Here is a 12,788-nt window from a genome sequence, read left to right as displayed (position 1 = left end):
GTCTGTATTTCAGCTATTTTTTTTGGTAGCACTGCTAGGGGACTTTAATTTTGTTCTTGCGAGAAGTGTTTAGTAGTCAATGACTGTAGGGAGGTGATGCTTTAACGACAGACAGAAGCTTGGAGCAAGAAGTTTGACCCGGTGATACGCGAGTTCAGCGTGAATGACAGATACATATACCCCTGCGTACATCCGGCGCAGCCGACGGAAGGGATACCTTTGAATCAGCATTAGAATCAGCGTTAGAAAACAGCTTGGAATCTATTGGAACCTATATGGAATCTATATGGACTTTATGAGGTTTGCAGTAATCACTAAATATAAGGGAGTGGAGAGAGTGAACAAGTCAGCCGCCGCTTTGCGAAAGCATGTAGCACTACTAATGGTTGTCCTACTTACCGTGACATTGTATCAGCCTGCCTTTGCCGGAGCATCCGACAAGATTGAGCTGAAATCTAGCTCGGCGCCCGCCGCATCCAGTCGCATTGATGCCAAGCTAAGCAAGCAATTTGATCAAGGGGAGTATGTCACCTATCTCGTCAAAATGAAGGAACAGGTAGATACACAGTCGGTTGCCCGGAATAGCCTGCAACAGGCCACCTTACAGAAATTAACGCCATCTGCAGTCAAGATGTCAGTTCGCAGCAATGTCATCAGCTCATTGCGGAATACGGCTTCGCGGACACAGTATGAGCTGGAGCAATATCTGGAGCAGGAGCTTGAAAAGGGGGAGGTCAAGGAGTATAAGAGCTACTTCATCGTCAATGCCCTTGCAATCACAAGCACCAAGGAAGTAATGGAGAATATCGCACAGCTTCCGGAGGTAGAGAAGCTACTGCCGAATGAGACGCGTTATCTCGATCGGGCTCCGCAAGCTACAGCTGCCAAGCCTGTACAGGCAGTGGATCATGCTACTCCGGCTGCATCGAAGACAGATCCGGTAGCAGTCGAGGCAGCTTCAGCAACGACGAAGGCAGAGGCTGTGAAGGATAAGGCCTCTCAAGGTGCAGCTTCAGCTGTTGAGCAGAAGTCAGCGAATGAACAAGGGGCAGCAGGAGCACTTGCTCCAGCCAAAGAGGCAGCGACAGATGCAGCCGTTCAGGACGGAGGCAAAAGCGCTGTAACAGACAAGCTGCCTGACGGCACAGTCAAGCATGCTGTGGACCCCTCAACGCTATGGTGGAACATTAAATATGTCAATGCCCCAGAGGTATGGGAGCGTGGAATTGACGGTACCGGAATCGTCGTTGCCAACCTGGATTCCGGCGTCGACTATACACATCCTGCTCTGCGCAGCAAATGGCGCGGGATTGATGCCCAGGGCAATATCGTCAATCCTGAGCTGAGCTGGTATGACCCTCATAGCGGCTCCAGATTGCCACAGGATACGGATGGTCATGGCACACATACGATGGGTACAATGGTTGGCTCGGAACCAAACGGTACCAATTACATCGGGGTTGCCCCGGGAGCCAAATGGATGGCTGTACGAATCTTTAACCCGGAGACGACAGATGCGATTATTCTGGATGGCGGTCAGTGGCTGCTGGCTCCAGTAGACGCTGAAGGGAATCTGCATCCTGAGCTGGCCCCGGATGTCGTGAACAACTCCTGGGGAGGCGGCGCAGGTATGGATGAGTGGTTCAGACCTGTCGTCCAGGCATGGCGGGATGCCCAGATTTTCCCTGAGTTCTCGGCTGGAAATACTCGCGCTACCAACCCGGGTGGACCCGGATCGGTAGCGAATCCTGCGAACTATCCTGAATCCATCGCTACAGGTGCAACGGATATCAACGGTAACTTAGCGAGCTTCTCCCTGCTGGGGCCATCTCCGTATGGAGAGATCAAACCTGAAGTATCCGCTCCAGGTGTAAATATTCGCTCCTCTGTCCCTGGGGGTGGTTATGAGAATCAGGATTGGGATGGTACATCAATGGCTGGACCGCATACGACTGCGATTGCGGCTCTGCTGCTGCAAGCCAATCATTCACTTACGGTCGATCAATTGGAACAGATCATCATAGATACAGCCGTACCAAGAACGGATAGTCAATATCCACAGGTACCGAATAACGGCTATGGTCATGGGATTGTCAATGCCAGAGATGCTGTCAACTCTGTGCTGGAGGGAATGGGTAGTGTATCCGGTAGAGTAGTTACCGGAGGTGATGATCTGGAGGAGCCTGTGCTGGAGCATACACCACTAGAGGTTGTCTTTAAGGGGACTGATGCTCTATTGACGGCCAAGGTGACAGATAACGTCTCGGTGCTGTCTGTCGAAGGCTTTGTAAGAGAAGCTGGCTCGTCACATTGGCTGTACCTTCCTTTTGAACGGATTTCGGGCAATAGCACAGATGGAGTATACACAGCGTCCATACCTTCGTTCATTCTGAATGAAGGAGAGATTGAGTACTACCTTCGTGTAAATGATTATGGAAATAACAGCGTAACCAGCGAAGTGTACACGGTGACGGTATCCAGTGGCGTGAAGCCTGGATATACGCAGGATTTTGAGACGGATCGAATCGGCTTCACTAGTGGTGGGACCGGAAATACATGGGCTTGGGGAGAGCCGGTAAGCGGCCCTGGATCAGCTTATTCGGGCAGCAAGGTATTCGCTAGCAACCTGAGCGGTACTTATGCTGCTGGTGCGAATTCCTTCCTGCTTGCACCTCCGATTGATCTGCGTGACAGTGCGAAGGGAGCTCTCGTGTCATTCCAGCACTGGTACGATTTTGAGAACAACTTTGACTATGGCAAAGTGCTTGTAGCCGCTGAGGAGAATGACTTCGCCTTCGAGCCTGTGCTGACCTTTACGGGTACTAGTGGCGACTGGCGCAAGCAGTATGTAGATTTGACGCCTTATGCGGGACAGCAGGTACAGCTGATGTTCACTCTTACCAGTGATAATACGACCCAAAAAGCTGGCTGGTATATTGACGACTTCGCTGTAGAGAGACTGGACGACATTGCACCGGGTGCGCCTCAGGATCTACGAGCGTCTGTTAATTTTACCGGTCAGGTAAGTCTGAACTGGACTGCCCCTCAAGACGAGGATGTGAAGGAATATACGGTGTTCCGGGCGACCTATGAAGCTACTGACTACGCGGCGATCGGAACGACAACAGGGCTGACCTTTAATGATGTCATTACGGTCACAGGCTCGACGTATTATACGGTTGCAGCGAAGGATTACAGTGGAAATGTAGGTGAACGGTCCAACGTTGCGGTAGTTGAGTTTCGTCTCCCTGAAGTGATTTATAGTGATAATTTTGATTCCGGCTCTGACAATGGCTGGACACATGGTGGAACAAAGGATGAGTGGGAGCGCGGTGTTCCTGTAGCACCAGGTCCAGTAGAAGCGGTATCACCGCCTAATGTATGGGGTACGGATCTGGACGGTACCTACGAGAGTAGTGCCAACTTCTGGTTAGCCTCCCCAGTCATTGATTTGACTGATCGTGAGCATGCTACGTTGTCCTTCTCGCATTGGTTCGAGATCGAGGGAGGATACGATTATGGGTATGTCGAGATTTCTCGTAATGGAGGAGATACATGGTCAGAGCTGGGCAAATTCTCGCACAATACGCTCGGCAAGAAATGGACACCTGTCGATTATAGCCTGGATGCATACACCGGTGAGGAAGTCATCGTTCGTTTCCGTCTACAGTCCGACGGTAGTGTGGTGAAGACGGGCTGGTACATTGATAATTTCCGGATCGTAGATATGGCTCTGCCAAGTGTGGCGAAGACGCGTGACATTGTGCTGGAGCTGAGCTCTGACAAAGAGAAGCAAGAGAAGAACGAGGTTCCTTACAAAATTACCATTACGGGCAAGGAAGATTTCTCCACCAAAACGCCAGTGAGCACAGAAGGAGACAAAGGAGAGATTGGACTGGAGAGCCTTCCAGCCAGCGCGACGGTTACAGTAGTCGAGACCGGACGCTCCGTGAAGACAGATCCGGCTACTGGGCGCTACACGCTCCATCATACGGCTGGAGAATATACGCTGAAGGCAGAGGCCTACGGCTATTATCCACAGACTCGCAAGGTCAACATTACTGACGGTACAGAGACGAGAGCTACCTTTAACCTGGAGGCTATTCCTCAAGGTACCCTTGAAGGTGTGGTGACAGATGAGCGCAGCGGTCAACCGATCGTCGGTGCCAGAGTTGTGGTGCTGGAGGATGCAGCTGCTCCTGTGGTGACTACGGATCAAGCAGGTCGCTTTACACTGCAATTACTTGAGGGTAACTATACGCTGTCCTTGGCGGCACAGGATTATTATGCTGACACGGTCTCGGTTACAGTCTCGGGTAATGATACCGAGGAAGTATCCATTGCACTGAAGCCGTTTATCGGCTTCCCGGGTGAGATTGCGTATGATGACGGTACACCAGAGAATGCACGTGCCTTCAATGCTGGAGGCAATGCTTGGGCTGTACGCATGACTCCCGCATCGGAGCATGCTCAGGTGACAGGCGCTGCCATCCGGTTCTGGAATACAGAATGGCCGCAGCCAGGTGGTACTGCCTTCCAGTATGCGGTATATGATGCTTCTGGTGAAGGTGGAGCACCGGGAAGGCTGCTGGCAGGTCCATTTGATGCAACAGCCTTGCGGAATAACGAATGGACACGCTTGGAGCTTGAGGAGCCCGTAACGGTAGAGGGCGACTTCTACATTGTCTACATTCAGACACCAGCAGGAACGGCAGCTCCGGGTCTGGCGACAGACGAGAGTAGCCCGAATGCACTCCGCAGTTGGCAGCGTGCCAGCGGAACCTGGAGTCTCTCACCTGTGGAGGAAGGCAACTACATGATACGTGCGCTCGTGCGCTATCCGGTCAATGCGCCGGTCATCGTAACTCCAGCCACGGATACTTATACAGCTGAGGAGGCATTGACAGTCACGGGGACATCTCCGGCCGATGGAGCTGAGCTGCAGCTCTTCAACGGTGAGGAATTGGTCGGCACTACGACAGTTGAGAACCAGCAATTCAGTCTGCCAATTACGCTGCAAGCGGGTGATAATGCACTGAGCGTGCAGGCTCTGGTAGACGGCAAGCTTACGGATCGTTCCGCACCAGTGCATGTCATTCTGGATCAAGCAGCACCAGTGCTGGAGGTCACGGCGCCTGTGGATGGTACACGTACGAATGCCGGGGATCTACGGGTGACGGGTACAGTCCATGACGACTACCTGCACACTTTGACCATTAACGGCGCGGAGGTACAGGTGGAGGAGGACGGAAGCTTCAGTCATCGCTTGCTGATTGAAGAAGGGCAGAATCAGATTATCGTTACAGCACGGGATCTGGCTGGCAACGAGACTAGCGTTACCCGTACAGTCCATCTGGAGCAAGCCCTGCCAGAGATTCGCAATGTGACGCCGACAGAGGATGTGCGGATTACACCTGGGGAAGCCCTGCGTGTGACCTTTGATAGTGATCCGGGGCTGCAGGCTTCCTTCCGGATTGAGGTACCGCTGGTCTCCAGCAGCGCACGGAATGAAATCTCATTCTTCGAGGCTGCTCCAGGACGATATGAAGCCTACTACAATACGCCGAATACACTTCGTCTCTCGGGTGGTGTTATCGTCATTCGGATACGTGATGCAGCCGGAAATGAAGTTGAAATCGAGACGCCAGGCAAGCTGTATGTTAATCCGATCTGATCTAGAATACTGTCCGTTACTCAGTAGATAATCATCAAGATAAAGGCCCCAAGCGTTGTACCATCGAGGTACTGGCTTGGGGCCTTTTGGCTTGAGATTTTTTACGCTTGCTTGTATGGAACAAATCTATGATTCTATGGCTGTAGACTCTGTCGTTGGATTTTGGACATCCAGAGACGGTGCGGAACGACTACGAGCAGACAGACCAGGAACAGAGCATAGAATTGAGGGTTGGGAATTCGCTGAATTCGAAAGAAAGCATCAATCGCAGCTACAGCAAAGGCAAAAATAATTCGCCCCCTCCGGGTGGAGGGTGAAGATTTGGGATCAGTGATCATGAAGAAGCAGAACAATTGCAGGGATGCGCCCATCAAGGGCCCCAGCGCAGCATAGAGTGGAGCACCGAAGAAGTAATGACGCATGAGCCCGAACAGGGCGAAGCTCCCCAAAAAAGTAAGCACAGAGTCCAGACGGTTAGCCAAATAACATACAATAAGTCCTAGCAGCATGATGAAGAGCATGATTCCGAAGCCGTTGGTCCACTGCTTGGGTGTGCTGACTGCAAATTGTGGGAGCGCTATTAGCATGATGACCATAGCGAGATTGTTGGGGTTAAATATCTGCCCCCCCTTCAAGCGAATCAGGTACTTGAGTGAAATTGCCAAAAATGAGGTCAAGGCATATGCCCACATCACGTGGGAGCTAAGCAACAGGCTGACACCGATACCTGTAATGATCCCGCTGATGGGAAAGGCCCAATGCTTTTTGAACACTCTGTACAAGAGCAGCTCTGTGAGGGTGGATACCAGGACTGCAGCCAGAAGATCATCCCAGCGTTGAAAAAAGCCGAGATACACCTGGCCAGCTATAGCGAACGTGGATAGAAATAGTAGTATGAAATACCGCGGATCGATTTTGTAGTCAGACCAGGCTACCGTAACTCGCACTCGATCAATGCTTTCGTTCCTCATATGAACCTCCATCATCGGTTAGATTAGACAATTTGAAGCGCCGATACGGACTTTGCCGTCCTGAGCGCGGATAGATTGCTTTCCACTCCAGTAAATATCTGTCGGTAACGCCCTCCTCAGCGGAGCCAAGCATTCCTTTTATGCGATTTTCGGCTTCTGTTTTGCTGCGAAGAGCCGCCTTCTCCATGGATTCGGCACACCGATATACATCGGCCCAATGATCCGCTTCCTCTTGCAGACGAAGTGGGCTGGGGCTCACATGATCCGCTGGATAGAGCTGCTTGAGGAGCTCGGTGGAGCCGGGCGTTCCGTCCCATGCAGGCTGAATGCCCGGAAGCACATGCTGATACCAGAATTGTTCTTCCTTGGCAATGATCCTCGCAATCCACCGTTGGTCACGCTCTACTCGTATACTTCTGAATTGCTGTCCGCCAATCAGTAGGGCAATCCACCAGTGGTCTGCTCCAGTAACAGCCATCAGATGCTGACACTGAATCAGAATATGTTCCGGGACGCGATCCTCCCAGTCACCTTTGGCGTATTCTCGAACCGTCTTGCAGAGCAGACCTGTGTGCTGCCCGACAATCCAGCGATCGATATTCGCCAGCATGAATTCATGCTCTGGGTGTCGAAAGATCGCTTTCTTACGAATGAGTCGCCAGCCGTGTTCCTCTGCAAAGAGAGCAGCAGCCGTTCCTTTCAGCATGCGGCCCAGCTTCATCGGAAGTGTATCGGGCGTGTGTGGCAGTTCACGAATCTTGTCAAGGTAAACATGGACGCTACAGCGCCACGGATGCTTGCCGCATACGGCTGCCGCTTCACTGGAGCCGATGCCTTGCCTCCTCCAATCAAGCCATTCCGAATGACTAAGCTGGTCGGTTCTTACCAATATTGTTTTGGACATAGCTTCTCCCTTCGTACCGCAGATTCGGTCAACGGTGCATGAGGACGTCATGCAGCAGCGCAGTACCTGTCGCGTACAAGGCCAGCTGCCGCTTCGAGTCTTCCTGATGTAGGGGAAGCATGGATAGATACAAGAGACACTCAATGCACCGGATGCTTTCTAATATATGGGCATGTCTGCTGTCCCATTCGCGGCGCAACTGCTCCCGAAGCTGTTGGTGTGGGATGTCCAGATGCAGGTCGTATGAAGCTGTGATCAGACGGTACATACCCCTGACGAGGTAATCATAGCCGCTGAGACTATGGCGCAGCTTGGCTAGATCATAGCGCTGGTCTCCGCTGATTCCAGCTTGACCGAAGCGGCCTCGCGGATCGATCAACAGCATCTTGCGTGTACTTGGTGCATAGAGTACATTGCTGAAGCACAGATCGCCATGCAGCAAGGCTGGCTGGGGGCTTGTGCAGAGACGACGTAGATCTGGACGACCTTCCTCCAGCAGACGGATGGGGCAGGACAGCAGTCTTCCGTTGAGCCGGAAGCTGCCTGCAGCGTACACCTGCTGTGCCCAGGAACATCCCTCAAGAAAAGCTTGAAGACGCTCATGGGTCTTGTGAATATACATATCCTCCATGTCTTCTGCAGTGACTATAGCGCTGTGGCTTCTGAATACGAGGAGCAGCTCATCCAGTTGCTCCCACACCTGATTCCATTGCAGGGGGGATAGGCGCTTATGCACCCACAGGTCGGCAAGTGTAGGCAGTCCAACATAGGCCAATCTGAGGAACGGCTCTTCCTGCAATCCATGCTCCAGCACTTCTGGTACGAGGTGCTGATACTCAGATGGAAGCTGCAAGTACCAGTTGATCTCATCGCGCAGCTTGTCCTGATCTGTGCTGGTCTTAAGGATGGAATGTGTGCCAGAATCGTAACGGACTGCATTAAAAAAGCGTGAGCGCATCAGATCGGGCATGCTGGTCTCCTTTCATATTGGGATGTGCTTGCATGTATTCATGCTATTATTCGTTCTGTTCTGGTGTAGTGGCTTCAGTCTTCACCCTGTCGATACGATGAAAGAGATCTGTTCGCTCTGGGCTGACTTTGAGGGAGGGCTTGAAGTTCTGATCATTCAGCGAGGGCTTCAGTCTACGATAATAATCCAGCTCATCCGCTGGCAAATAATAGGTGCGTACTTCACTGTTCAGCATGGGGTTCATCCTTTCTTCTATAGCATGGTAATAGACCTTTAACCTAACCTAGCGTAACTCCTGAATCAGGCTGCTCGGGTCTAGTTGTGCACCTGGCAGTAGCTCCTTCCAAGGGACAGATGCTCCTGGAGAGAAGACCTGTTGTCTTAGCTGTCGAAGAGCATTCTCCTCGTACCAGTGCCCATGCTGCTTCAGCAGCTCCTGCTGAAGCTGAGATGCAGCGATTTCTCCCAAAAGATAGGTATAGTATTGGGTTGGTAACGTGGTGAGATGAGCCTTTGCTGCCCAGAACGGATAATTCCACTCGGCTGGTCTGCGAATCTGTTGAATCTCTTCCACGGTATCCCACCACAGACGGTTCAAGTCTTGCTCTGGCCGCTCATATAGCTGCTGCTCGAACTGTACCAGCGTCATTGTCCAATAGAGTCGAATCAGCAATTCATCACGGTGTGCTGCCTTTAGTTCGTCTACTGCCAAGCCTGGACAATCTGATTCAGCGGTGGTATGAAGCTGCATATCCTGTAACCATGAGGCATCCCAAGCCAGGCGCTCGAATAGGAGCGCTGCAGCCTCGCTCAGGCATGGATGAGCAGGCTGTCTCAACAGAAAAGGAAGCTTACGATCAATAGACTGCTCGTATGCCGCATGACCAAGTTCATGAAGTAGAAGCGATAATCCCCTTTGATTCATGGATAGATGGCAGGATATGCGAATGTCGCCCGCACGATCAAGATGAAGACAGAGATTGGCTGCGGGCTTACCAGAACGGAGCTGAATATCGGATTGCTGCATTATGGAAGACAGGTTCAGTCCTCTCCCGTCGAACCAGGAGCCCATTCGAAGTCCCACATGCTCATCCATGGACAGCTTCAAGCTGTCTGGTGTTCCAGTGGTCTGGACGAAGGGATGAGCATAATGCCAGGAATGGAGGTGCTCCGACTGCAGCTGATACGTTTCACTCAAGCGCTCGTCGAGCCGGCTTTTGGCAGCAAGATAAGTCTGGTCCAGCCCGTTTCTTAATCTACGGATCAATTCACCTGGCAGTGCAGGATCTGTATACTGTAGCTTCAGCTTCATTTCATAGTAGTTCGCGTAACCCTGAGCTTTTGCGGCTTCATTACGAAGCTTGACAAGTCGAATCAGGCCAGGAGCCACCTGGTCCCCTACCTTCATGGCGGCGTACCATACCTTTTTACGTAAATATCCATCCTTCAATGAACGCAATAGCCTACCTACGGCCTGCTCATCCATCTTCATTCCGTACAGCTCTGCTCGAAAGGAGCTGAGCTTGTAGTACAGCTCTCCCCATAAGGAACTGATCTGCCTAAGCCGCTCTGAGTCTCCGCGCCATTCTGCAGATTCCTGCGCTAGCCAGTGTAGCTGTGAGCTCAGCATGGAGCTCCGAGGCTTGAGCAGCAGCTTCTTCAATTGTTTTTGAAGCTCAGGTGCGGCAAGATAGCTCTGGTAGTCTTGCTCGTGCTTCTCGTATTGACGGGTCCATGCCCGCTGTCCTGTTGTGACAGTCATCCACAGGGACTCCATCATCGTATGGTACCGTGGAGTCAGCTCTGCATTTGCCGTTTCAAGAAATTGCTCTGCTGTGATTCTTGATCGAACCAAGGCCTGGTTCACCTCCTTTTTCGTAGAATGTTCTGAATGCTACCTAGTGAAGTAGGGCTCATGAGCATTCTACTCACAGGGCGCGGGTAGCGGCGGTGACGCCAAGTACCAGCTGTTCGGCTTCGGCTTCTGTCAGTGTCAGGGGTGGAAGCAGTGATAGTACGTTATTGAAATAGTTGCCGAGAATGCCCTCCTTGCGGAGATTCGAAGTCAGCCGCATGCCAAGAGAGAAGTCAGCAGGTGCTTTTGTCTGGTGGTCCGTAACATATTCAATTCCGATCATCATGCCCGCTCCCCTAATCTCACCGACATGGGGATGATCCGCGAGATGGAGTCGCAGCTGCTCCAGAATCCATGCTCCCCGTTCTCTGGCATTCAGAACAACCTGCTCCTTCTCCATAATGTCCAGCACAGCAAGGGCTGCTGCGCACCCGACGGGATGCCCACTCTGCGTAGAACCATGCAGGAATATACCTCCTTGCCCGAACAGTCGCTGCTCCAGCTGAGGGGATATCAGGGTAGCGCCCATCGGAAAATAGCCTCCCGTTAACCCTTTGGACAGCACCAACAGATCAGGAATGAGACCGATCTTCTGTGAGGATGTCCAGTACCCGGTTCGTCCCAGTCCCGTGCCGACCTCGTCCATAATGACCAGGATACCGTGCTTTGTAGCAATATCCCTTACAGCGGTCAGGTAAGCGGAAGGGATCGGGACGATTCCATTAACCCCCTGGACTTCTTCCAGCAGAATGGCCGCAATCTCATCCGGGCCTTCCTCGAATATGGCTTCCTCCAATTGGTCCAGACAATAACGGATAATCCAGTCGCTGCTCCCCTCTAGTGGCGGACGGTATAGATTGGGAGCCGGTACGCTGACGCATCCGCTAAGGCCGGGACCAAAAGCGGCTCCAATCCCCAGATGCGTCACAGACCCGGAGCCGAAGGTGGTTCCGTGGTAACCCCCTTCAAGGGAGATGAACTTCGTGCGCTTGGGCTGCCCGTCGGCGATGAAGTATTGTCTGGCGAGCCTCATGGCTGCCTCCACTGCACCTGAGCCATCAGTGGAATAAAATACCTTGGTATGGTGGCCCCCACAGACTTCTAACAGTCGACTAGCAAGCTGCTGTTCCAGACCATGCCGCTGCGCACAGGTAGAAGAGAAGCTTAACGTCTTGTATTGGGCCAGAATGGCTTCACAGACCTCGGGACGTGATAGCCCTACAGAGGGGACAGCAGTGGTTGCGTACAAATAGGCTTGGTCATCCTCGTCATATACCCATGCCCCCTGACCGCGTCGCAATTGAAGATAGCTATCCTCGAAGCGGTGGCCTTCCGAAGAGCTGTGCTCAGGCATATACGTAAATGGGTGCAAAACAGGGTAGACATCCCTGCTGCTGGCAGTATTCTGATTCATCTATGAACTCCTCTCGATCAGCAGCCTTGTAGCTGCCTCTTTCTGTGTTCATTCAAAAATTAGTGATTCGTACATATTGATCCGGAGCGACAAGCCGCTCATCCTCCTCGGGTAAAGCCCTTGCCATTGCTTCTAATCCCCGAAGACTAAGCTCCCCCGTCATATAGCTGAGGAAGCCAGCAATTTCTGGCTGTGGATGCTTGCGGACGAAGAGTGCATGACTACGCTTCATGTATTGCTCATATCCCTTGGTGTCCCGCGGATGAGCGAGATGTACATTTACAGCTTCTTGGGCATAACGGAATTCGGCGCCAGTACGATATGCGCGGTATCCGAGCTCCATATGCTCGAAGCCCCATGCATTAAATTCCTCATCGAATCCGCCACTTCGTGCAAGCACATCCTTATGTATGGACATGTTGCCGCTGAGTGTGGCTACCCATGGGATAGCTGAGCGAGTGCGTCCCTCAAGGTCAAAGAGGCCATATACGAGTTGGCAATATTGCGGGATTCGGTCTCGCTGCTCATGTGTGAGCTGCTGAAGCAGAATGTCCCGCTTGCGCTCTGGCTGCGACAGATACAGCTCTCGCACCTGTCCGATGACAATCTGATTCTGCCCGTCCGAGTGAGCCCTGTAGTGAGCCCCAAGGAAGTCCGGACGTGGAACACGGTCTGCATCACAGAACACAGCGATGCTGACTTCGCTGTCCAATTGGCAGAGCCCCTCATTGCGAGCTGCAGCACGACCACGATGAGGGATTCTTACATAGGTGATATTTAATCTGTCTCGATAGGAATCGACTACGGCCTCGATCGGCTCGGTGGAGCCATCGTCGACGATGATGATCTCGCAATCTCGAAATTGGGGAGCCTGACGACTGAATCCCCAGAGTGTAATGGATAAGGGATAGGCTTGATTATGGACAGGTATAATGACGCTGATCGCGTTAGTGCTGCTCATGGTATCACCTCCTCCTGGGCAGTCATGTGCCTTGTGTAA

Annotated in this window: 8 protein-coding genes; 1 reads left to right on the top strand and 7 read right to left on the bottom strand. The window is 52.2% G+C overall.

The genetic code is table 11. The features are described 5' to 3' along the window. Positions 1–382 precede the first annotated feature (382 nt). Positions 383–5,674: a S8 family serine peptidase gene (locus MKX74_RS19860; RefSeq protein WP_341180616.1), complete on the top strand. Its 5,292-nt coding sequence runs from the start codon at positions 383–385 to the stop codon at positions 5,672–5,674. Positions 5,675–5,808: 134 nt separating this feature from the next. Here MKX74_RS19860 and MKX74_RS19855 read toward each other — a convergent pair whose 3' ends face one another. The 7 genes from MKX74_RS19855 to MKX74_RS19825 form a co-directional block, all read right to left on the bottom strand. Next, a complete protein-coding gene (locus MKX74_RS19855) occupies positions 5,809–6,645 on the bottom strand; it encodes an RnfABCDGE type electron transport complex subunit D (RefSeq protein ID WP_018884995.1) in 837 nt (278 codons plus the stop codon). Continuing rightward, positions 6,626–7,549 (bottom strand): YqaJ viral recombinase family nuclease, encoded by a 924-nt coding sequence (locus MKX74_RS19850; protein ID WP_341179574.1) that lies wholly within the window; start codon positions 7,547–7,549, stop codon positions 6,626–6,628. Before MKX74_RS19850 ends, MKX74_RS19855 begins: the two co-directional genes overlap by 20 nt. A gap of 28 nt (positions 7,550–7,577) precedes the next feature. Beyond that, entirely contained in the window at positions 7,578–8,519 is a 942-nt protein-coding gene (locus MKX74_RS19845; protein WP_341179573.1) for a hypothetical protein, read from the bottom strand. Between the two features lie 46 nt (positions 8,520–8,565). Next, entirely contained in the window at positions 8,566–8,754 is a 189-nt protein-coding gene (locus MKX74_RS19840) for a hypothetical protein (RefSeq protein WP_025680302.1), read from the bottom strand. A 48-nt stretch (positions 8,755–8,802) separates the two neighbouring features. Continuing rightward, the gene (locus tag MKX74_RS19835; RefSeq protein WP_341179572.1) at positions 8,803–10,374 is read right to left on the bottom strand and encodes a M2 family metallopeptidase; all 1,572 of its coding nucleotides are present in this window, start codon (positions 10,372–10,374) and stop codon (positions 8,803–8,805) included. A gap of 73 nt (positions 10,375–10,447) precedes the next feature. Further along, the gene (locus MKX74_RS19830; RefSeq protein WP_341179571.1) at positions 10,448–11,788 is read right to left on the bottom strand and encodes an aminotransferase family protein; all 1,341 of its coding nucleotides are present in this window, start codon (positions 11,786–11,788) and stop codon (positions 10,448–10,450) included. Positions 11,789–11,840: 52 nt separating this feature from the next. Continuing rightward, entirely contained in the window at positions 11,841–12,749 is a 909-nt protein-coding gene (locus MKX74_RS19825) for a glycosyltransferase family 2 protein (protein WP_341179570.1), read from the bottom strand. Positions 12,750–12,788 lie beyond the last annotated feature (39 nt).

Origin of the sequence: Paenibacillus sp. FSL K6-1230 (genome assembly GCF_038002385.1) — a bacterium.
In the GTDB taxonomy this organism is placed as follows: domain Bacteria; phylum Bacillota; class Bacilli; order Paenibacillales; family Paenibacillaceae; genus Paenibacillus; species Paenibacillus massiliensis.
Note: the sequence above shows the minus strand (reverse complement) of the source record. Positions and strands in the feature narration are given on the sequence as shown.

Excerpts from the sequence above, each read along its gene's own strand:
- MKX74_RS19840 (WP_025680302.1), bottom strand. The coding sequence starts at position 8,754 with ATGCTGAACAGTGAAGTACGCACCTATTATTTGCCAGCGGATGAGCTG.
- MKX74_RS19830 (WP_341179571.1), bottom strand. The coding sequence starts at position 11,788 with ATGAATCAGAATACTGCCAGCAGCAGGGATGTCTACCCTGTTTTGCAC.
- MKX74_RS19850 (WP_341179574.1), bottom strand. The coding sequence starts at position 7,549 with ATGTCCAAAACAATATTGGTAAGAACCGACCAGCTTAGTCATTCGGAA.
- MKX74_RS19860 (WP_341180616.1), top strand. The coding sequence starts at position 383 with ATGGTTGTCCTACTTACCGTGACATTGTATCAGCCTGCCTTTGCCGGA.
- MKX74_RS19855 (WP_018884995.1), bottom strand. The coding sequence starts at position 6,645 with ATGAGGAACGAAAGCATTGATCGAGTGCGAGTTACGGTAGCCTGGTCT.
- MKX74_RS19845 (WP_341179573.1), bottom strand. The coding sequence starts at position 8,519 with ATGCCCGATCTGATGCGCTCACGCTTTTTTAATGCAGTCCGTTACGAT.
- MKX74_RS19825 (WP_341179570.1), bottom strand. The coding sequence starts at position 12,749 with ATGAGCAGCACTAACGCGATCAGCGTCATTATACCTGTCCATAATCAA.